Raw genomic sequence first — 19,832 nt, forward strand, 5'->3', positions numbered from 1 at the left:
TCGCGCGGCTCCTCCACTGTCGCGGCCCCTGACCTCCCCCGGCCTTTCGACCTCTCGCGGCCGCTCCGCTGCCACGACCCCTCTGCCTCGGCGGCCCTACGCTGGCCCCGTGGACCCCTTCGACGTGCCCATCCGTGACGCCACGATCCGCCTCGGCCAGCTGCTCAAGCTGAGCGGCCTCGTCGAGGACGGTGCGAGTGCGCGCCTCGTCGTCGAGCAGGGGCTCGTCACGGTCGACGGCGAGACCGAGACCCGCCGCGGCCGGCAGGTCGCCGTCGGGTCGCTCGTCGCGCTCGAGGGCGCGGGAACCATCCGGGTCACCTCCGGCTGACCGGCCCCGGACGCACCGATGCCGCCCGGCCCCGGACGCACCGATGCCGCCCGGCCCCGAGGGGACCGGACGGCATCCGGTGGGATGACGCCCGTGGGCGTCCGAGGGGAGGTCAGTGACCGTGGCCGTGGCCGTGGCCGCCGGCGGCCTCCTCCTCGTCCTCTTTCTTGTCCACGACGAGCGTGTCGGTCGTGAGGACCATCGACGCGATCGACGCGGCGTTGCGCAGCGCGCTGCGGGTGACCTTGACCGGGTCGATGACGCCGGCCTTGACGAGGTCCTCGTACTCACCGGTGGCGGCGTTGAGGCCCTGGCCCGCGGAGAGCTCGGAGACCTTCGCGACGGCGACGTAGCCCTGGAGGCCGGCGTTCTCCGCGATCCAGCGCAGCGGCTCGGCCGCGGCCTTCTTCACGATGTTCGCGCCGACGGCCTCGTCACCCTCGAGCCCGAGGGTGTCGACGGCGGCGACGGCCTGGATGAGCGCCGAGCCACCGCCGGAGACGATGCCCTCCTCGATGGCCGCACGGGTCGCGGAGATCGCGTCCTCGATGCGGTGCTTCTTCTCCTTGAGTTCGACCTCGGTGTGCGCACCCACCTGGATGACGCAGACGCCACCGGCGAGCTTGGCGAGGCGCTCCTGGAGCTTCTCGCGGTCCCAGTCCGAGTCGGTCCGCTCGATCTCCTGCTTGATCTGGGAGACGCGGGCCTCGACCTCGTCGGCCTTGCCGGCACCGTCGATGATCGTCGTGGTGTCCTTCGTCACGACGACGCGACGGGCCTGGCCCAGGGTGTCGAGCCCGACCTGGTCGAGCTTGAGGCCGACCTCCTCGGCGACGACCTGGCCGCCGGTGAGCACCGCCATGTCCTGGAGCATCGCCTTGCGGCGGTCGCCGAACCCGGGCGCCTTGACCGCCACGACGTTGAAGGTGCCGCGGATCTTGTTGACGACGAGCGTCGAGAGGGCCTCGCCGTCGATGTCCTCGGCGATGATGAGCAGCGGCTTGCCGGCCTGGACGACCTTCTCGAGGATCGGCAGGACGTCGGCGATCGCGGAGATCTTGCCCTGGTTGATCAGGACGTAGGCGTCCTCGACGACGGCCTCCATGCGCTCCGGGTCGGAGACGAAGTACGGCGAGATGTAGCCCTTGTCGAACTGCATGCCCTCGGTGAACTCGAGGTCGGTCGACGCGGTCGAGGACTCCTCGACGGTGATGACGCCGTCCTTGCCGACCTTGTCGAAGGCGTCGGCGATCGTCGAGCCGATGACCTGGTCCTGCGCCGAGAGCGACGCGACCTGGGCGATCTCGTCCTTGGACTCGATCTCGCGGGCGGTCTCGAGCAGGCGCGCGGAGACGGCCTCGACGGCCGCGTCCATGCCCCGCTTGAGGCCGGACGGCGCGGCCCCGGCGGCGACGTTGCGCAGACCCTCCTTGACCATCGCCTGGGCGAGGACCGTCGCGGTCGTCGTCCCGTCACCGGCGATGTCGTTGGTCTTGGTCGCGACCTCCTTGGCGAGCTGCGCGCCGAGGTTCTCGTAGCTGTCCTCGAGCTCGACCTCGCGAGCGATCGTCACACCGTCGTTCGTGATCGTGGGGGCGCCCCACTTCTTGTCGATGACGACGTTGCGGCCCTTCGGGCCGAGCGTCACCTTGACGGCGTTGGCGAGGGCGTCGACGCCCCGCTCCAGCGCCTTGCGGGCGGAGTCGTTGAACTCCAGTTCCTTGGCCATGGGTGTCCTTCGTCTGAGGTGACGGGCGGCGCGGAGGCGTCCGGCCCGTCGGGGTGTCTGGGGGCGGATGCCGGCGGCGTCAGCGCGGGCTCAGCCGACGACGGCGAGCACGTCGCGCGCGGAGAGGATGAGGTAGTCCTCGCCCGCGTGCTTGATCTCGGTGCCGCCGTACTTGCTGAAGATGACGCGGTCGCCGACGTTGACGTCGAGCGGGACGCGGTTGCCCTTGTCGTCGATGCGACCCGGGCCGACCGCGAGGACCTCGCCCTCCTGGGGCTTCTCCTTCGCGGTGTCCGGGATGACGAGACCGGACGCGGTCGTCTGCTCGGCCTCGAGGCCCTTGATGACGATGCGGTCCTCGAGCGGCTTGATGGAAACCGACACGGTGTGCTCCTCCCCTTGTGGGATGAGTCGTGGTGGACTGATGACTGGTGCACCCGGGCCGTGCTCGCCGTCGCGGGGGTCGACCACGGCCGTGGGGGCTGGCACTCACCGTCGGTGAGTGCCAATGGGGCAAATCTAGGTCCGCGTCTGGCACTCGGTCAACTCGAGTGCCAGCCCCCGGGGTCCTGCCGTGTCCCGGGAGTTGCCGCGAGGGGCGTCCGCGGCGGGTGGCAGGATGCGACACCGTGGATGTGGGCATCGTGCGCACGCTCGGGTCGCCGGGCGGACAGGAGCTGTTGCGGTCCCTCCCCACCTACGACGCCGACGCCGCCATCGCGCTCGGCGAGCGCCTGCGCCGCGAGGGCCACCACCCCGATCTCGTCGCCGCCCTGCTCACCCAGCAGCGCCTGCGCGACCGGGCCGCCGCGAAGTTCGGCGAGTTCGCGGGCGACATGCTCTACACCCCCGACGGGCTCGAGCAGGCCTCGCGTCTCGAGGTCGCGGCCACGCACGCGGGCCGGTTCTACAACGCGAGCCTCGCGACGGTCCACGACCTCGGCTGCGGCATCGGCAGCGACGCCGTCGCGATGTCCGCCCTGGGGGTCACCGTGCAGGGCGTCGACATCGACCCGGTGACCGCCGCCGTCGCCGACATCAACCTGCGCCCGTGGCCGGACTCCCGGGCCCGCGAGGGCATGGCCGAGGAGTTCGAGCCGCCGCGCGACCCGCTGCGCTCCCGGGTAGGGGTGTGGCTCGACCCGGCACGACGCATCCCCGGCCGGACCGGACGGCACGGCCGGATCAAACGGGTCTTCCGCCTCGACGAGATCCGCCCGTCCTGGGAGTACGTCCTCCAGGTCGCGACCGCCGTCCCCGCGACCGGCGCCAAGCTGTCCCCGTCGATGCCCCACGACGCCGTCCCGCTCGGCACCGAGGCGCAGTGGACCTCCTTCGGCGGCGAGGTGCTCGAGTGCGCCGTGTGGTGGGGCCCGCTCGCCCAGCGCCCGGGCCGCAGCGCCCGGATCCTGCATCCCGGCCGGGCCCCGGTCGAGGTCGACGAGGACTCGGCCGAGCCCGACCCGCCCGTCGCCGAGGGGCCGTCCTCGATCGGCGCGTGGCTCTACGAGCCGGACCGGGCGGTCACGCAGGCCGGCCTGCTCGGCGCGGTCACCGCGCGCACCCTCGGCGTCGAGGCCGACCGCGGCCTCGGCTACGTCCTCTCGGAGGCCGAGGTCGAGATCCCCTTCGCCCGGCGCTACGCGGTCCGCGAGGCGATGCCCTTCACCGTGAGGACGCTGCGCTCGTGGCTGGCCCAGCACGGCGTGACCGGCCTGACGATCAAGAAGCGCGGTGTGCGCCTCGACGACGACGAGCTGCGCCGGCAGCTGAGGATCGGCCGCAAGGCGGGCGACGGGGCGCAGGCGACGGTCGTCCTCACCCGGGTCGCCGGGCGGCAGACCGCGATCGTCGTCGAACCCGCCTGACCCGCTGCCCCCACCGGCAGGGCCCCGCCGGCCGGGGCAGCCGTCCCGGTTCAGCCGATGAGGTCCTCGGCGCCCAGCACGTCCTCCGGGACGCCGAACGCGTCGACGAGGTCGCGGGCGACGGGGCGCAGCCGCCGCATGATCGCCCCGACCTCGCGGGTGATCGCCTTCGAGCGTGGCGCCGAGAGCCGGCCGTGCTCGAGGAACCAGCCCCGGTCGGCCTCGATCGTCGTCAGCGCGTACAGGTCGGACAGCGCCGTGAGCACCTCGCGGGTGTGCCCCTCGGGCAGCGCCCGGACCCGGGCCACGAAGGCCTCGAGGACGAGCCGGTCGACGTGCGAGCGGGCGGCGCCGATGACGTGGTCCTGGACGGTCCGGAAGACGACACCCGGGTCGCCGCCGTCGTCGACGCCGGCCTTGAGCCGCCGCGCCGCCCCCGCCAGCTGGTGCTCCTCGCGGTAGCGCAGCATCGCCAGCTGGTAGTCGGGGTCGAGCAGCCCGGCCTCCTGGTCCCAGCCGTCGCGCCCGCCGGGCAGGACGTCGCGGATCCGTTCGAGCAGCTGGTGCGCGGCCGTGCGCTCGATGACGGTGTCGACGGCGAGACCGGCGACGAAGCGGACCATCCCGAACTGGTCGAGGTCCTCGAACTCCGAGGAGTAGTCGGTGAGCAGGCCCTTCGCGACGAGCTGGAGGAGGACGTGGTTGTCGCCCTCGAAGGTCGTGAAGACGTCGGTGTCGGCCTTGAGCGCCGCGAACCGGTTGGCCGACAGGTAGCCGGCGCCGCCGCACGCCTCACGCGCCTCCTGGATGGCCCGGGTGGCGTGCCACGTCGTCACCGCCTTCGTCCCGGCGGCCCGGGACTCCAGCGCCCGGCGCGCACGGTCGTCGGCGTCCGGGGTGTCCGCACCGAACACCTCGTGCAGCTGTCGGGCGACCTCCTCCTGGGCCGCGGTGAGAGCGTACGTCCGCGCGAGGAGCGGCAGGAGTCGGCGCTGGTGCATCCCGTAGTCCAGGAGCAGGGTCTCCCCCTCGCCCTTCTCGGTCTCGAACTGCCGGCGGCGCAGGGCGTACCGGACGGCGATCGTCAGGGCGACCTTCGAGGCACCGAGCCCGGCGCCACCGACGCTCACCCGGCCCTGGACGAGGGTGCCGAGCATCGTGAAGAAGCGCCGGTCGGGGTTGTCGATGCTCGAGCGGTACTCACCGTCCTCGTCGATCGTCGCGAACCGGTCGAGGAGGTTGTCGCGCGGGACGCGGACGTCGTCGAACCACAGCCGCCCGTTGTCGACGCCCTCGAGGCCGATCTTCGCGCCGCAGTCCTCGATCCGGACCCCGGGCGCGGGCTCGCCGTCGACCCGGATCGGCACGAGGACGGCGTGCACGCCGCGCCGCTCGCCCCCGACCTCGAGCTGGGCGAAGACGACGGCGAGCTCGCCGTCGCGCGCGGCGTTGCCGATGTAGTCCTTGCGGGCCGTGTCGTCCGGCGTCGTCACGACGATCTCGTCGGTGTCGGGGTCGTGGCGGGCGACCGTGCCGAGCTGCTGGACGTTGCTGCCGTGCCCGGTCTCGGTCATCGCGAAGCAGCCGAGCAGGCGGCCCGCGACGATGTCCGCGAGGTAGGCGTCGTGGTGGCGTGCGGTCCCGAGCTGCTGGACGGCGCCGCCGAAGAGGCCGTACTGGACGCCGGACTTCACGAGGACGGACAGGTCCCCGTAGGCGAGGGTCTCGAAGGCGGCGACCGAGGCGCCGATGTCGCCGCCGCCACCGTGGGCGGGCGGGAAGCCGTGGGCCGCCTGTCCGGTGCCGCCGATGCCGACGACGATGTCGCGGACCCGCTCGCGCAGCTCGTCCCGTGACAGGTCGACGTCCTCGTCGAGGAGGGAGGCGTGGTCCGCGAGACCGCGCCGCACCTCGTCACGGACCTCGGCGTAGGGCCCGTCGAGGAAGGCGCGGAGCCCGGCGACATCCGCCGTGAGCGGCGGTGCGCCCCGGTGCGCGGCGCGCTCCTCGCGCCGGTCGGTGGTCGTGGCGTGCTGGTCGGTGTCGAGCGCCATGCCCTCCACTCTGACACGCGCGACCTGCGACGACGCCGGCCGAGTGACGATTGTTACTCACAGGTAGGGATCGGCCTGTGCTCCCGTCCGCCGAACCGCGTCGGCCCCGGCCGCGAGCGCTGCTGCGAGGGACTCCGACCGGTCCCGCCCGGCCGCGAGCGCGGCCGCCAGCGCCCCGCAGAAGGCGTCCCCGGCGCCCGTCGTGTCGGCGACCTCGTCCTCGGGGACGGCGACCGCGGGCTCGGTGTCACCGTCCCAGCTCGCGCCGTTCGCCCCGAACGTCACGAGCAGCGACCGCGGCTGCGCACCGGACTCCGCCAGGGCCTGCATCTCGGGCTCGTTGACGACGACCGGGTCGGCGAGCGCGAGGACGTCCGGCGGCAGCGCGGCGTAGGGCGCGAGGTTGACCACGACGCGGGCGCCCCGGGACGCGGCGCGGCGGGCGGCGACGCACACGACCCGGAAGGGGACCTCGAGCTGCAGCAGGAGGACGTCCCCCGGGCCGAGCGCGTCGACCGCCGCGACCTCCCGCTCGTCGAGGGCGTCGTTGGCCCCGGGGACGACGACGATCGTGTTCTCCCCGTCGTCGGCGACGTGGACGAGGGCGTGGCCGCTCGGGACGTCCTGCGCGACGCGCAGCCCGGTGACGTCGAGACCGAGCCGCTCGAGGCGGGCACGGTAGGCGGTGCCGCCGGCGTCGTCGCCGACGCAGCCGACCATCGCGACGTCGGCGCCCGCGGCGGCCGCGGCCACCGCCTGGTTGGCGCCCTTGCCCCCGGCGAGCCGCTGCAGGTCCTCGCCGCGGACGGTCTCCCCGGGGCGGGGATGGCGCTCGACGCGCGTCACGAGGTCGACGTTGAGCGACCCCAGGACCATCACGCGCCCGCTCATCGGACCTCCCCGAGGACGGTGTCGAGCCAGAGTCGGGCGACCCGCTCGCCGTCGATGCCGAGCGCGACGTCGACCACGGCCGGTGCGGCCCCGTGCGGGTCGTGCCGCATGTCGCCGGTCCAGGTCCGTCGGTCGACGACGGTCCGGCCCCGGGTCCACGTCCCGCTCAGCTCGACGCGGACGGGCAGCCGCTCGGTGCGCACGGCGTCCGGCAGCAGGAGCATCGCGACGGCGCCGGCGTCGCCGATCGTCGCCGTGTCGTCGGCGAACCGACGGTGGTGGAAGGACACGAGGCCGGCCGCGAGGTCGGCGACCGGGGTGCCGGCGGCGCGCAGGCGCTCGACGTCGACGGTCCCGACCCGGGGGTCGTAGAAGACGTCGAGGCCGTACATCGCCACCGGGACCCCGTGCTCGGCACAGGCGTCGAGGACGACCGCCGCGGCCTCCGGGTCGTGGAAGACGTTGAACTCGGCGGCGGCCGTCGCGTTGCTGATCTCCGCGCCACCACCCATGAAGACGACCCGGCCGACCCGGGCGAAGGCGTCGGGGTGGGTCCGCGCGAGGAGGGCGAGGTTCGTCATCGGCGCGAGCGGCACGACGGTGACGGGCTCGCCGCGCTCGGCCGCGGAGACGACGGTGTCGCGGAGCAGCTCGACGGCGTGGCGGGGGTCGGGCCTGCGGGCGGGTGCGGGGAGCCCGAGGTCGGCCATCCCGTCGCTGCCGTGGACGTGCCGGGCGTCGACCGGCTCCTCGAGGAGAGGCCGGACGGCCCCCGCCCCCACCGGGACGTCGACGCGGCCGGCCACCTCGAGGACGGTGAGGGTGTTGCGGACGACGTCGGCAAGCGGCGCGTTGCCCCCGGCGCACGTGACGGCCCGCAGGTCGAGACCGGGGTGCAGGGCGGCGAGCAGCAGGGCGCACGCGTCGTCGACCCCGGTGTCGACGTCGAGGACGAGGGGGATGGCGGGCATCCCCCGATCATGACGGACCGGCGCCGGGACCGACAGGCAGTGCTGCCGCGACGACGCGACAGCCTGCGCCCGCCAGGTCCTGCGCCGGCCGTCGGTGCCCTCTGCCTGTCGGTGCCGCCGCGAGGGCCGCGGCCGACCTGCGGGTTCGGTGTTCGCCGTGCCGCTCGCGTAGCGTCGGCCCGGTGACCGCCCGCCGGACCCCCACCCGATCCCGCCGTGCCGCGCTCGCCCTGACCGGCGCCCTCGCCGTGACCCTCGCGGGCTGCTCGGACGGGGAGCCGTCGGCGGCCCCGACGACCTCGTCGGCGCCCGCGCCGAGCACGACGAGCCCGTCGCCGACCCCGACCCCGACCTGCGTCGAGACGACGACCGAGGCCCTCACCGAGGACCAGCGGCTCGGCCAGCTGCTCATGGTCGCGCTCGACACGAACGCCCCCGAGGACTCCCTCGACGACGAGGTCACCGAGCAGCACGTCGGCAACATGCTCTTCCTCGGCGGCTGGGAGGGCGCGGACAAGGTCTCGTCCGCCTCCGAGCACCTCGAGGGGCTCGTGTCCGAGGACTCGACGGGCGACGTCGGGATGCTCGTCGCCGCCGACCAGGAGGGCGGCATCGTCCACCAGCTGCGCGGGTCCGGGTTCACCCGACCGCCGGCCGCCGTCGACCAGGCCACGCTCTCCCCCGCCGAGCTCACCGAGGCCGCCACCGGCTGGGCCGAGGAGCTCGCCGCCGTCGGCGTCAACGTCAACCTCGCTCCCGTCGTCGACACCGTGCCCGCCGAGCTGGGGACCGGCAACGGCCCGGTCGGCCAGTACGGCCGCGAGTACGGCAACACCCCGGAGGAGGTCGAGCGCTCGGCGAACGCCTTCATCGAGGGGATGCTCGACGGCGGGGTGCAGGCGACCGTCAAGCACTTCCCGGGGCTCGGCCGCATCACGAACAACACCGACTTCGCCGCCGACGGCATCACCGACGACACGACGACGGCCGACGACCCCTACCTCGAGCCGTTCGCGTCCGGGGTCGAGGCCGGGGCGAACCTCGTCATGGTCGGCTCCGCCGAGTACACCCGGATCGACGAGGGGGTCCCGGCGATGTTCTCCGAGCGGATCGTCACCGACGTCCTGCGCGGCGACCTCGGGTACGACGGCGTCGTCATCACCGACGACGTCAACGCCGAGTCGGTCCGGTCCGTCCCCCCGGGCGAGCGCGCCGTCCGGGTGCTCGGCGCCGGGGGCGACATCGTCCTCACCGGGGACCCGACGCAGGCGCCGGAGATGCTCGACGCGCTGCGGGCCGAGGCGGGGCAGGACGAGGACTTCGCGGCGCAGGTCGACGCCTCGGTCGAGCGGGTCCTCGCCCTCAAGGACGAGATGGGTCTGCTGCCCTGCTCGCAGGACTGACGCCCGCCCGGCCCCGGCATAGGCTCCAGGGGTGACGGACACCACCACCGGGCTCCCGGTCATCGTCCTCGTCTCCGCGGAGCACTCCGAGACCCTCCTCGAGGTCTTCTTCCGCTACTCCCGCGAGTACGACCTGCGGACCGCCACCTCGTGCGCCGGCGCCTGCGAGGTCGTCGAGTCCGCGCTCGCCGCCGGACAGCAGGTCGCCCTCCTCGTCTCCGACTCCCGGCTCCCGGACGTCGACTCGATCCTGCGCGCCTTCGCCGAGTGGCGCGGCCTCGTCCCCACCGCCCGCCGGATTATCGCGGCACCGTTCGACCGGTTCCTCACGGACGCACCGGGACTGCGGGTCGGGATGGCCAAGGGCAAGTACGACGCCTACCTCCTCATGCCGCGCGGGACCCGCGACGAGGAGTTCCACCACGCCGTCACCGACCTGCTGAGCGACTGGACGTGGACCACGACCGACCCGGACGTCGTCACGGCGAAGATCGTCGGGGAGGAGGACGACCCCGTCGTCCACGACATCCGCGACTTCTTCGACCGGATGGGGCTGCCGACCCGCTTCGCGACCCCCGACAGCGAGGTCGGCCGACACGTCGGCGAGCTCTTCGACGAGGGCGCCGGCTACCCCCGGATCTGGGCGGCGAACCGCGAGCCGGTCGTCGCGACGTCGGTCCGTGAGGTGGCCCGGGCGTTCTTCGACAACGAGGCCGAGCGCGACCTCGACGCCCGCGAGCGGCCGGACGTCGCCGACGTCGTCGTGGTCGGCGGCGGCCCGGCGGGGCTCGCGACCGCCGTCTACGCGGCGTCCGAAGGGCTGTCCACGGTCGTCCTCGACGGCAGCGCCATCGGCGGCCAGGCCGGCACGAGCTCGATGATCCGCAACTACCTCGGCTTCCCCCGCGGCATCTCGGGGATGCGCCTGGCCCAGCGTGCCCGCAACCAGGCGCTGCGCTTCGGCACCCGGTTCCACACCGGCTGGGAGGTCGAGGAGCTCGTCGCGGGGAGGGACGGGGCACCGCACGTGCTGCGCGGCAGCGACTTCGAGCTCTCCGCCCGGTCCGTCGTCATCGCCTCCGGGGTGCGCTACCGCCACCTCGGGGTGCCGTCGGTCGAGGAGCGGGTGGGGCGCGGGGTCAACTACGGCGCCGCGATGTCGCAGTCCCGCGAGATGGAGGACCAGGACGTCGTCGTCGTGGGCGGCGGGAACTCGGCCGGGCAGGCGGCGGTCCACCTCGCCCGCTTCGCCCGCTCGGTGACGATCTGCGTCCGGCGGCCGAGCCTCTCCGAGACGATGTCGGCCTACCTCGTCGGCGAGATCGAGTTCAACCCGCGGATCACCGTCGAGACGTGCACCGAGGTCGTCGAGGCCGGCGGCGACGCCCACCTGGAGTGGGTCTCGCTGCGGCACACCGACTCCGGCGAACGACGGCGGAAGTCGGCGTACGGGCTCTTCCTGCTCCTCGGCGCCGAGCCGCACTGCCACTGGCTGCCGGACGAGGTCGCCCGGGACCGCCGCGGCTTCGTCCTCACCGGGCGTGAGGTCCCGCGCGAACGATGGCTCGAGGACCTCCCGCCGCCGAACCTCGCGACGAGCGTGCCCGGCATCTTCGCCGCCGGCGACGTGCGGGCCGGGTCGATGAAGCGGGTCGCCGCGGCCACCGGGGAGGGCGCGTCGGTCGTCCCCCTCGTCCACGCCTTCCTCGCGCCCGAGCCGGCCTGACGGCGAGGGCTCAGACGGAGACCTCGGTCACCGGCATCGAGGAGTCGGCGCGGATCCCGAGGTCGGACGCCGGCCGCCCGCGCAGCACCATCTGCGCCCCGAGGGCCGCGACCATGGCCCCGTTGTCGGTGCACAGCTTCGGCGCGGGGACCCGCAGCTCGAGGCCGGCGGCGTCGCACCGCTCCTGCGCCATCGCCCGCAGCCGCGAGTTCGCCGCGACCCCGCCGCCGATCTGGAGGTGTCCGACACCGTGCGTGCGGCACGCGTCGACCGCCTTGCGGGTGAGCACGTCGGTGACGGCCTCCTGGAAGCTCGCGGCGACGTCCGCGACGGGCACCGGCTCCCCCGCCGCCTCGCGGGCCTGCACCCAGCGGGAGACGGCGGTCTTCAGCCCCGAGAAGGAGAAGTCGAAGCGGTGCCGCTCGACGTCCCTCCCGGTCGTCAGCCCCCGGGGGAAGTCGATGACGACCTGACCCTCCCGCGCCGCCCGGTCGATATGCGGGCCCCCCGGGAAGGGCAGGCCGAGCACCCGCGCCACCTTGTCGAACGCCTCCCCCGCCGCGTCGTCGATCGTCGAGCCGAGGCTGCGGACGTCGTGCGTGACGTCGGGGACGAGCAGCAGCGAGGAGTGTCCGCCGGAGACGAGCATCGCGAGCGTCGGCTCGGGCAGTGGTCCGTGCTCGACGATGTCGACGGCGACGTGGCTCGCGAGGTGGTTGACGCCGTACAGCGGCACCCCGAGGGAGAGGGCGAGCGCCTTCGCGGCGGCGACGCCGACCATGAGGGCCCCGGCGAGGCCCGGCCCGGACGTCACGGCGACGGCGTCGACGTCGCGGAGGGCGACGCCCGCCTCGCGGCACGCGCGCTCGATCGTCGGGACCATCGCCTCGAGGTGGGCGCGGGAGGCGACCTCGGGGACGACCCCGCCGAAGCGGGCGTGCTCGTCGACGCTGCTCGCGATGGCGTCGAAGAGCAGGGTCTCGCCGCGGACCAGCCCGATCCCGGTCTCGTCGCACGAGGTCTCGACCCCGAGGACGAGGGGTGCGTCAGCCATGGCCGGCTCCTTCCTGGGACAGCGCTTTGCGCATGACGAGGGCGTCGACGGTGCCGCGGTCGTAGTAGCCGCGGCGCCGGGAGACGGTGACGAACCCTCGGCCCTCGTAGAGGCCGAGCGCCGGCGCGTTGTCGGCGCGCACCTCGAGCATGACGTGGGCGGCGCCGCGGGCGCGGGCGGCGGCCTCGAGGGCGCCGAGGAGCAGTCCGCCGAGGCCGCGACCCCGGTGGGCCGGGTCGACGGCGACGGTCATCACGTCCGACACCTCCCCGCCGTGGTCGAGCCCGGCGTACCCCGCGAGTGCGCCGGCCACCCGCAGGACGAGGTACTCGCGGCGGGGGCGGCCCGCGAGCTCGGCCCACCACGAGGCCTCGGACCAGGCGTCGTCGGGGAAGAGCCGGGCCTCGAGCGCCGCGAGGCCGGCGAGGTCGGACCAGCGGGCCGGGGAGACCGTGACGGTGGGGGCGTCCGTCGTCACCGGAGGTCCCGCTCGGCGGTCGTCAGGGCGTCGGGGCGCCGCAGGTAGAGCGGCTCGACGGGCATCGGCGTCCCGGCCGCGAGGCGCCGGGCGCCGATCCGGGCGAGGACGGCGGGGTCGGTGTCGAGGACCCCGTCGAGAGGGGCGGTGAGGGCGTCCGGGTAGAGCAGCGGACCGCGCCCGACCGTCGGCAGGGCCCGCACCTCGTCCGGCAGGTCCCCGGCGGGGCCGACCGCCGGCTCGGTGACGGGGCGGGCGGTGTCCCCGTCGCGGGCGTAGCGGGCCCAGTAGACCTCTCGGCGGCGGGCGTCGGTGGCGACGAGCAGCTCGTCGGCGTCCGTGGCGCCGAGCCCCTGCTCGGCGAGGACGTCGAGGGTGCACACCCCGTGGACGGGGACCCCGAGGGCGAGCCCGGTCGTCACGGCCGTCACCATCCCGACCCGCAGGCCGGTGAACGGGCCGGGGCCGGTGCCGACGACGACGTCCGTGACGTCCGCGGGCGTCGCGCCGGCCTCCCCGAGGGCGCGGGCGACGAGCGGGGCCAGTCGTTCGGTGTGGGCGCGCGGGTCGACCTCGACGGCGACGACCGGGGCGACGTCGTCCCGGGCGACGGCGACGGCGATCGCGGACGTCGCGGTGTCCAGGGCGAGGATCAGCACGGGGTGCCTCCGAGGGGGTCGAGGGCTTCGGGGGCGGCCCACCGTCCGCCGACGCCGGTGACGGTGGCCGTGCGCTCCTCGGTCGCCGGATCGACGTCGAGCACGACCTCGAGCCGGTCGGCGGCGAGGCCCTCGACGAGCCCGTGCCCCCACTCGACGACGGTGACGCTCTCCTCGACGGACGCGTCGAGGTCCAGGTCGTCGAGTTCGAGGGCCCCGCCGAGGCGGTACGCGTCGACGTGGACGAGGGGCGGACCGCCGACCGTCGACGGGTGGACCCGCGCGATGACGAAGGTCGGCGAGGTGACGGCGCCGCGCACCCCGAGCGCCTCGCCGAGGCCCTGGGTGAGGGTCGTCTTCCCGGCCCCGAGCGTGCCCGTGAGGACGAGCAGGTCGCCCGCCCGCAGCATCCCGCCGAGAGCGGTCCCGAGGGCCCGGGTGTCCGGGGCGGTCGGCAGGTCGAGGCGGCGGGCGCTCACGACGCCGTCTTCCGTCGCCGGGTGGGGCCGGACCCCTCACCGGGGCCGGGCGTCCGGGCGGCCTTCGCGTCCCGCTTGGCCCGCGCCGCCCGTCGCGGGGTCGACATGTCCTTCACGGTGCGCCGCACGCGAGGCTTGCTCGCGAGGTCGACGCCCTCGGCGACCGCCCGCTGCGCCCGCCCGATCATCAGGAGCAGCTGCTCGGTGACGAGGTCGGGGTGCTCGAGCATGATGATGTGCCCGGCGTCCTCGACGACGACGTGCTCGGCGCCGGGGACGTGCCGGACGATGTCCTCGGAGTGCGACGCCGGGGTGATGAGGTCGCCGGTCCCGTTCATGACGAGCGTCTCGACCCCGGTGAGCGCGTCGAGGCCCGGGACGAGGTCGAGGCCGTTGATGTCGGGCAGGAAGGCCGCCATGACGTCGAACGTCGTGCCGAAGATCATGTCGGCGACGAGGTCGACGAGCGCCGGGCTCACCGGCGAGTCGAAGGCCCAGCGGGCGACGACGACGTCCTGGACGCCCTTGCCCGCCTTGCGGACCATCCCGATCGGGCCGGCGTGTCGGGACAGCCGGGTGAGCACGCCGGGCCCCACGGTGCCGACGACCTTGCCGACCATGGGACCGAGCCCGAGCTGGGTCACCTCGGCGCCGCCGGAGCTCGTCGCGACGAGCCCCACCGCGAGCACCCGGTCGCGGACGACGTCGGGGTGGTGCGCGGCGTAGGACATGACGCTCATCCCACCCATCGAGTGCCCGACGAGCACGACGGGTCCGGTGCGGCACGTCGCCGCGAGGACCTCCTCGAGGTCCTGTCCGAGCCGCTCGACGGTGCACGACGCGAGCCGCGGGTGGGCGGAGCGGCCGTGTCCGCGCTGGTCGTAGGTGACGACGCGGAACCCCTGCTGGACGAGCGCCCGCCGCTGGAGCACCCACGACTGCATCGTCAGGGCGAACCCGTGGACGAGGACGACGGTGGGCGCCGGCGAGGACAGGCGGCGCCGCCCGCGGCTCTGCGCCTCGGGGGCGTCGACCTCGACGTGGAGGTCGACCCCGTCGCTCGTCGAGAGGGTGAAGGCCTCGCCGGCGGTGTGCGCCCAGCCCCCGGGGGCGTGCAGCTCCGGGTACGGGGTGCGGATGCGGCGGACCTGCCGGCCGAGCGCGCCGGCGGCGGTGCCGAGCACCGCGGCTCCGGGGACGCTCGGCATCAGGCCTCCCCGACGACGACCCGGGGCAGGCGCGGGCCCATCCGGGTGACGATCTCGTAGTTGATGGTCCCGGCGGCCTCGGCCCAGTCCTGGGCGGTCGGCTCGCCGTCGGCCCCCCGGCCGAGGAGGACGACCTCGTCGCCCGCCGCACCGGCGAAGTCCGGGCCGAGGTCGAGGACGAGCTGGTCCATGCAGACCCGGCCGGCGACCCGGTGCACCCGTCCGCCGACGAGCAGCGGCCCGGCGTTTCCCGCGTGCCGCGGGACGCCGTCGGCGTAGCCCATCGGGACGAGCCCGAGGACGGTGTCCCGGTCGGTCGTGTACTCGTGCCCGTAGCTGACCCCCTGGCCCGCCCGGGCCCGCTTGACCGTCGTGAGGCGGGCGGTGACGCGCATCGCCTCGCGGAGGCCGAAGTCCGCGGGGCGACCGAGGTCCGGGACCGGCGAGAGCCCGTAGACCGCGAGCCCGGGACGGACGAGGTCGAAGTGCGCCGCCGGGTTCGTCAGGGTCGCCGCCGAGTTCGCGAGGTGGCGGACGCCGGGGTCGACGCCGGCCCGCTCGAGCTGCGCGACGGCCTCGACGAAGCGCTCCTGCTGGGCCCGGACCGTCGGGTGCTGGGGGGCGTCGGCCCAGGCGAAGTGCGACCACGTGCCGGTGACCTCGAGAGCGCCGTCGGCGACCGCCGCCGCGAGGGCGGCCACCGTCTCGGGCCAGTCCTCGAGCACCCCGCCGCGGCCGAGGCCGGTGTCGACCTTGACCTGGGCACGCGCGGCGCGACCCCGGTCCCGGGCGGCGGCCAGGACGGCCTCGAGCGTCCAGCGGCTCGTCACGGTGAGCTCGACGTCGGCGTCGAGCGCCCGGCCGAGGTCGGCCTGCGGCGGGAAGATCCACGTGAGGACGGGCGCGTCGACCCCGCCGGCGCGCAGGGCCAGCGCCTCCTCCAGCTGCGCGACGCCGAGGCGGGCCGCTCCCCCGGCGAGCGCGGCACGGGCGGCGGTGAGCAGGCCGTGGCCGTAGGCGTCGCCCTTGACGACGGCCATGACCTCGGCCGGCGCTGCCCGGCGGACGAGCGCCGCGACGTTGTCCCTCATGGCCGCGGCGTCGACGGTCACCCACGCCGAAGCCCCCGCGGGCGCGGGCAAGGAGGCGTTGGGGGCGGTCATGGGCCGGTCCAGTCTAGGGCTGGGGCACGGCCCGGCGGCGGCAGGTCCGGCAGGTCGGCGGTGCGCTCCCGGGTGGACCCGGTCAGACCCGGCGGAGCAGGGCGGCGACCGTTCCGGGCAGCGCGTGCGCGACGGCGAGCGCCCGGACGGGGCCGCCGGGGTTCGCCCGGTCGGCGGCGACGCCGTGGACCAGGGCCCCGAGCGCCCCGGCCTCCTCCGGCGGCAGGCCCGCGGCGAGCAGCGTCCCGAGCAGGCCCGCGAGGACGTCGCCGGCCCCGGCCGTCGCGAGCCACGCCGGTGCGTCGGCCTGGGACCACACGGTCGCGCCGTCACCGGGCGGGACGACGAGCGTCGTCGAGCCCTTGAGGAGCACCGTGGCCCCGCCGAGGTCGGCGAGCCGGCGCGCGTGCTCGAGCGGCGCCCGCTCGACGTCGTCGCGGGTGACGTCCTGCCCGGCCAGCCGGGACAGCAGTCGCGCCAGCTCCCCCGCGTGCGGCGTCAGCAGGGTGGCGCCCTCGCGCCGGGCGTCGAGCACGGTCGCGTCGAGGAGGTCCAGGCCCCCGGCGTCGACGACGACCGGCTTCGGGCCCGCGAGCGCGTCGCGGGCGACGGCCAGCTGGTCCCGCGCGTCCTGGCTGTCGGCCGAGGCGTCCAGACCCGGCCCGACGACCCACGCCTGCACCCGGCCGACCCCGTGGGTCGCCTCGGGCACCGCGGCCCGCACGAGCCCCGCCGGCGCCGGCGTCCCGACGTAGCGGACCATCCCGGCCCCGGACGCGACGGCCGCCGTCACGCAGAGCACGGCCGCGCCGGTGTACCCCTCCCCGCCGGCGACGACGCCGACGACCCCACGGCGGTACTTGTCGTCCGCGGGGCCGGGGACCGGCCACCGGCGGGACACGTCGTCGTGGTCGAGGCGGCGCACGGCCGGTGCGGCGTCGCTCGTGACGCCGATGTCGACGACGGTGAGCACCCCGCACGCCTGCTCGGTCGGGGGGAGCAGGTGCACCGGCTTGGCGAGGGAGAAGGTCACCGTCTCGTCGGCGAGGACACCGTCCGGGTCCACGCTCCCCCCGTCGGGCGCCTGGCCGCTCGGCAGGTCGACGGCGACGACGTGCGCGCTCTCCGGGACGGCCGCGACCCAGGCCCTCGCCCAGTCCGGGAGGCCGGGCCGCGCGCCGATCCCGAGGATCCCGTCGAGGACGACGTCGGCCTCGGCGACGTCCGCCGGGTCGGTCGTGAGGACGACCCCCGCGGCCTCGGCGGCCCGCCGGGCGCCGTCGTGCACCGTGTCGTGGTGGACGGCCACGGCGGGATGTCCCGCCTCGGCGAGCCGCGCGAGGGCGTACAGCGCGTCGGCCCCGTTGTTCCCGGGTCCGACGAGGGCGGCGACGACGGCCCCGTCCCGGTCCTCGAGGCGGGCCGCGACGACGGCGGCGAGCCCCTCGACCGCCCGGGCCATGAGCTCGCCGTCCTCGAGCCGGGCCATGAGGGCCTTCTCGGCGGCGTACACGGTCTCGACCGTGTGGGCCTCGATCATCGGGGCTCCTCCCCCTCGGCGACGACCATCGCCGAGGCGATACCCGCGTCGTGCGACAGCGACACGTGGACGGTGGCGATGCCGAGGGCCGCCACGCGCTCGGCGACGCTGCCGCGCAGGACGAACTCCGGGCGCCGACCCTCGCCGCGGTGGACCTCGGCGTCGTGCCACCCGAGACCGACCGGGGCGCCGAGGGCCTTGGCCAGCGCCTCCTTCGCCGCGAAGCGGGCGGCGAGCGAGTTGAGCGGCAGCGACCGCTCGCGCTCGGTGAAGAGCCGCTCCCGCAACGCCGGCGTCCGCTCGAGGGTCTCGCCGAAGCGGGCGACGTCGACGACGTCGATGCCGACCCCGACGATCACGGCAGCACCGCCGTCACTCGACGGTGACGCTCTTGGCGAGGTTGCGCGGCTGGTCGACGTCCAGGCCCTTGGCCGACGCCAGGTGGAGGGCGAAGACCTGGAGCGGGACGACGGCGAGGAGCGGCGCGAGCATCGGGCTGCACTGCGGGATGCGGATGACCTCGCTCGCGAACGGCTCGACGTCCTCGTCCCCGTCGTGGGCGATGACGAGGGTGCGCGCCCCGCGGGCCCGGATCTCCTGGATGTTGGAGACCACCTTCTTGTGCAGATCGTGCGGGGTGTCCGGACCGGGGACGACGACGAAGACCGGCTGGCCGGGCTCGATGAGGGCGATCGGTCCGTGCTTGAGCTCTCCGGCGGCGAACCCCTCGGCGTGGATGTACGCGAGCTCCTTGAGCTTCAGCGCCCCCTCGAGGGCGACCGGGTAGCCGACGTTGCGCCCGAGGAAGAGCACCGCGCGGCTGTCGGCCATGAAGTCGGCCATCTCGACGACGCGGTCCATCCGGCCGAGGAGCTCCTCGATCTTCTCGGGGATGCCCTGCAGCTCGTGCATGACGGCCTTCGCGTCGTCGGCGTAGGTCTCCCCGCGCAGCTGGGCGAGGTAGAGACCGAGGACGTAGCAGGCGGTGATCTGCGCGAGGAAGGCCTTTGTCGACGCGACGGCGATCTCGGGGCCGGCGTGGGTGTAGAGGACCGCGTCGGACTCGCGCGGGATCGTCGAGCCGTGGGTGTTGCAGATCGACAGCGTCATCGCCCCGAGCTCGCGGGCGTGCTTGACCGCCATGAGGGTGTCCATCGTCTCGCCGGACTGGCTGATCGAGACGACGAGGGTGTTGCCGTCGACGATCGGGTCGCAGTAGCGGAACTCGTGGGCGAGGGAGACCTCGACGGGGATCCGGGTCCAGTGCTCGATGGCGTACTTGGCGACCATGCCGGCGTAGGCGGCGGTGCCGCAGGCGACGAAGGTGATCCGGTCGACCTGGCGCAGCCGCTCCTCGGTCGTGCGGATCTCGTCGAGGACGAGCCGGCCGGACTCGTCGGTCCGCCCGAGCAGGGTGTCCGCGACGGCGTGCGGCTGCTCGTGGATCTCCTTGTCCATGTACGTCGCCCAGCCGCCCTTCTCGGCGGCGGCGGCGTCCCACGTCACCTCGTACGCGGTGCCCTCGGCGGGGGTGCCGTCGAAGCCGATGACGGAGCAGCCCTCGGGGGTGATCGTCACGATCTGGTCCTGGCCCAGCTCCAGGGCCCGGCGGGTGTGCCCGATGAACGCGGCGACGTCGCTGCCGAGGTAGGTGGCGTCGTCGCCGAGACCGACGACGAGCGGGCTGTTGCGCCGGGCGCCGACGACGACACCGGGGCTGTCGGCGTGCACGGCGAGGAGGGTGAACGCGCCCTCGAGCCGGCCGACGACGGCCCGCATCGCCTCGGTGAGGTCGCCGAGCCGGTCGTACTCGCGGCCGACGAGCTTGGCCGCGACCTCGGTGTCGGTCTCGGACAGGAACTCGACGCCGTCGGCGAGGAGCTCCTTCTTCAGGGAGTGGAAGTTCTCGATGATGCCGTTGTGGATGAGCGCCAGCCGGTCGCCGTCGCCGCCGCGGTGCGGGTGGGCGTTGCCGTCGGTGGGACCGCCGTGGGTGGCCCAGCGGGTGTGCCCGATGCCCGTCCGGGAGGCCGCCGGCGGGTGGGTCTCGAGGGTGGAGCGGAGGTTCTCGAGCTTGCCGGCGCGCTTCTCGGTCGTCACGCCGTCCTCGGTGACGAGCGCGACGCCGGCCGAGTCGTACCCCCGGTACTCGAGCCGGCGCAGCCCCTCCATGACGACGTCGAGCGCCGTTCCGTCCATGGTCCGGCCCACGTAGCCGACGATTCCGCACATGGCCGTCAGCGTATCCGGTACGCCGTGGGACACCGCCCTCCGCCGG

At 74.8% G+C, this 19,832-nt stretch carries 18 protein-coding genes; 4 read left to right on the forward strand and 14 right to left on the reverse strand.

Annotation, left to right across the window (positions count from 1 at the left end):
- Nucleotides 1–109: 109 nt before the first annotated feature.
- On the forward strand, nucleotides 110–331 hold the full coding sequence (locus tag KC207_RS16915) for an RNA-binding S4 domain-containing protein (RefSeq protein ID WP_249138681.1): 222 nt from the start codon (nucleotides 110–112) through the stop codon (nucleotides 329–331).
- Nucleotides 332–443: 112 nt separating this feature from the next.
- Here KC207_RS16915 and groL read toward each other — a convergent pair whose 3' ends face one another.
- Nucleotides 444–2,060 carry a chaperonin GroEL gene (gene groL, locus KC207_RS10055; protein WP_211602886.1) on the reverse strand — a complete coding sequence of 539 codons (1,617 nt, stop codon included), beginning with the start codon at nucleotides 2,058–2,060 and terminating at the stop codon, nucleotides 444–446.
- 90 nt (nucleotides 2,061–2,150) lie between these two features.
- Nucleotides 2,151–2,444 carry a co-chaperone GroES gene (gene groES / locus KC207_RS10060; protein WP_211602887.1) on the reverse strand — a complete coding sequence of 98 codons (294 nt, stop codon included), beginning with the start codon at nucleotides 2,442–2,444 and terminating at the stop codon, nucleotides 2,151–2,153.
- A 245-nt stretch (nucleotides 2,445–2,689) separates the two neighbouring features.
- Here groES and KC207_RS10065 point away from each other — a divergent pair, with 245 nt between their 5' ends.
- On the forward strand, nucleotides 2,690–3,928 hold the full coding sequence (locus KC207_RS10065; RefSeq protein WP_211602888.1) for a class I SAM-dependent methyltransferase: 1,239 nt from the start codon (nucleotides 2,690–2,692) through the stop codon (nucleotides 3,926–3,928).
- A gap of 50 nt (nucleotides 3,929–3,978) precedes the next feature.
- Here the strand turns inward: KC207_RS10065 and KC207_RS10070 are convergent, their stop codons facing one another.
- Genes KC207_RS10070 through KC207_RS10080 form a run of 3 tightly spaced genes read right to left on the reverse strand, consistent with a single transcriptional unit; the run spans nucleotide 3,979 to nucleotide 7,844 of the window.
- Entirely contained in the window at nucleotides 3,979–5,982 is a 2,004-nt protein-coding gene (locus tag KC207_RS10070; RefSeq protein ID WP_211602889.1) for an acyl-CoA dehydrogenase family protein, read from the reverse strand.
- 57 nt (nucleotides 5,983–6,039) lie between these two features.
- Nucleotides 6,040–6,873, reverse strand: a complete 834-nt coding sequence (locus KC207_RS10075) for a PfkB family carbohydrate kinase (RefSeq protein WP_211602890.1) — start codon at nucleotides 6,871–6,873, stop codon at nucleotides 6,040–6,042.
- Complete coding sequence (locus KC207_RS10080) at nucleotides 6,870–7,844, reverse strand: nucleoside hydrolase (RefSeq protein WP_211602891.1); 975 nt, start codon at nucleotides 7,842–7,844, stop codon at nucleotides 6,870–6,872. Before KC207_RS10080 ends, KC207_RS10075 begins: the two co-directional genes overlap by 4 nt.
- Before the next feature lie 182 nt (nucleotides 7,845–8,026).
- On the opposite strand from KC207_RS10080, the gene KC207_RS10085 reads away from it, so the two are divergent.
- Both KC207_RS10085 and KC207_RS10090 read left to right on the forward strand, forming a co-directional pair.
- Nucleotides 8,027–9,247 (forward strand): glycoside hydrolase family 3 N-terminal domain-containing protein, encoded by a 1,221-nt coding sequence (locus tag KC207_RS10085; RefSeq protein WP_249138682.1) that lies wholly within the window; start codon nucleotides 8,027–8,029, stop codon nucleotides 9,245–9,247.
- Between the two features lie 31 nt (nucleotides 9,248–9,278).
- Nucleotides 9,279–10,973, forward strand: coding sequence for an NAD(P)/FAD-dependent oxidoreductase (locus KC207_RS10090; protein ID WP_211602892.1), 1,695 nt, complete (start codon nucleotides 9,279–9,281; stop codon nucleotides 10,971–10,973).
- Between the two features lie 10 nt (nucleotides 10,974–10,983).
- Here the strand turns inward: KC207_RS10090 and tsaD are convergent, their stop codons facing one another.
- From tsaD to glmS, 9 genes are all read right to left on the reverse strand, one after another.
- Nucleotides 10,984–12,027 (reverse strand): tRNA (adenosine(37)-N6)-threonylcarbamoyltransferase complex transferase subunit TsaD, encoded by a 1,044-nt coding sequence (gene tsaD, locus KC207_RS10095; RefSeq protein WP_211602893.1) that lies wholly within the window; start codon nucleotides 12,025–12,027, stop codon nucleotides 10,984–10,986.
- A complete protein-coding gene (gene rimI / locus KC207_RS10100) occupies nucleotides 12,020–12,505 on the reverse strand; it encodes a ribosomal protein S18-alanine N-acetyltransferase (RefSeq protein ID WP_211602894.1) in 486 nt (161 codons plus the stop codon). Before rimI ends, tsaD begins: the two co-directional genes overlap by 8 nt.
- Complete coding sequence (tsaB, locus tag KC207_RS10105; RefSeq protein ID WP_211602895.1) at nucleotides 12,502–13,164, reverse strand: tRNA (adenosine(37)-N6)-threonylcarbamoyltransferase complex dimerization subunit type 1 TsaB; 663 nt, start codon at nucleotides 13,162–13,164, stop codon at nucleotides 12,502–12,504. Before tsaB ends, rimI begins: the two co-directional genes overlap by 4 nt.
- Nucleotides 13,158–13,643, reverse strand: coding sequence for a tRNA (adenosine(37)-N6)-threonylcarbamoyltransferase complex ATPase subunit type 1 TsaE (gene tsaE / locus KC207_RS10110; RefSeq protein ID WP_282958966.1), 486 nt, complete (start codon nucleotides 13,641–13,643; stop codon nucleotides 13,158–13,160). Before tsaE ends, tsaB begins: the two co-directional genes overlap by 7 nt.
- Complete coding sequence (locus KC207_RS10115) at nucleotides 13,640–14,851, reverse strand: alpha/beta fold hydrolase (RefSeq protein WP_211602896.1); 1,212 nt, start codon at nucleotides 14,849–14,851, stop codon at nucleotides 13,640–13,642. Before KC207_RS10115 ends, tsaE begins: the two co-directional genes overlap by 4 nt.
- Nucleotides 14,851–16,014: an alanine racemase gene (gene alr / locus KC207_RS10120; protein ID WP_211602897.1), complete on the reverse strand. Its 1,164-nt coding sequence runs from the start codon at nucleotides 16,012–16,014 to the stop codon at nucleotides 14,851–14,853. Before alr ends, KC207_RS10115 begins: the two co-directional genes overlap by 1 nt.
- Before the next feature lie 82 nt (nucleotides 16,015–16,096).
- A complete protein-coding gene (locus KC207_RS10125; protein WP_211602898.1) occupies nucleotides 16,097–17,554 on the reverse strand; it encodes a bifunctional ADP-dependent NAD(P)H-hydrate dehydratase/NAD(P)H-hydrate epimerase in 1,458 nt (485 codons plus the stop codon).
- A complete protein-coding gene (locus tag KC207_RS10130; protein ID WP_211602899.1) occupies nucleotides 17,551–17,913 on the reverse strand; it encodes a holo-ACP synthase in 363 nt (120 codons plus the stop codon). Before KC207_RS10130 ends, KC207_RS10125 begins: the two co-directional genes overlap by 4 nt.
- A 13-nt stretch (nucleotides 17,914–17,926) precedes the next feature.
- Nucleotides 17,927–19,786: a glutamine--fructose-6-phosphate transaminase (isomerizing) gene (glmS, locus tag KC207_RS10135; protein WP_211602900.1), complete on the reverse strand. Its 1,860-nt coding sequence runs from the start codon at nucleotides 19,784–19,786 to the stop codon at nucleotides 17,927–17,929.
- Between the last annotated feature and the right edge of the window lie 46 nt (nucleotides 19,787–19,832).

The organism is Phycicoccus avicenniae (genome assembly GCF_018139485.1).
In the GTDB taxonomy this organism is placed as follows: domain Bacteria; phylum Actinomycetota; class Actinomycetes; order Actinomycetales; family Dermatophilaceae; genus Phycicoccus; species Phycicoccus avicenniae.

What these genes read in the sequence shown, in the direction of transcription:
- groL (WP_211602886.1), bottom strand. Translation starts at nt 2,060, where the DNA reads ATGGCCAAGGAACTGGAGTTCAACGACTCCGCCCGCAAGGCGCTGGAG.
- KC207_RS10070 (WP_211602889.1), bottom strand. Translation starts at nt 5,982, where the DNA reads ATGGCGCTCGACACCGACCAGCACGCCACGACCACCGACCGGCGCGAG.
- KC207_RS10075 (WP_211602890.1), bottom strand. Translation starts at nt 6,873, where the DNA reads ATGAGCGGGCGCGTGATGGTCCTGGGGTCGCTCAACGTCGACCTCGTG.
- KC207_RS10080 (WP_211602891.1), bottom strand. Translation starts at nt 7,844, where the DNA reads ATGCCCGCCATCCCCCTCGTCCTCGACGTCGACACCGGGGTCGACGAC.
- tsaD (WP_211602893.1), bottom strand. Translation starts at nt 12,027, where the DNA reads ATGGCTGACGCACCCCTCGTCCTCGGGGTCGAGACCTCGTGCGACGAG.
- KC207_RS10115 (WP_211602896.1), bottom strand. Translation starts at nt 14,851, where the DNA reads ATGCCGAGCGTCCCCGGAGCCGCGGTGCTCGGCACCGCCGCCGGCGCG.
- alr (WP_211602897.1), bottom strand. Translation starts at nt 16,014, where the DNA reads ATGACCGCCCCCAACGCCTCCTTGCCCGCGCCCGCGGGGGCTTCGGCG.
- KC207_RS10125 (WP_211602898.1), bottom strand. Translation starts at nt 17,554, where the DNA reads ATGATCGAGGCCCACACGGTCGAGACCGTGTACGCCGCCGAGAAGGCC.
- glmS (WP_211602900.1), bottom strand. Translation starts at nt 19,786, where the DNA reads ATGTGCGGAATCGTCGGCTACGTGGGCCGGACCATGGACGGAACGGCG.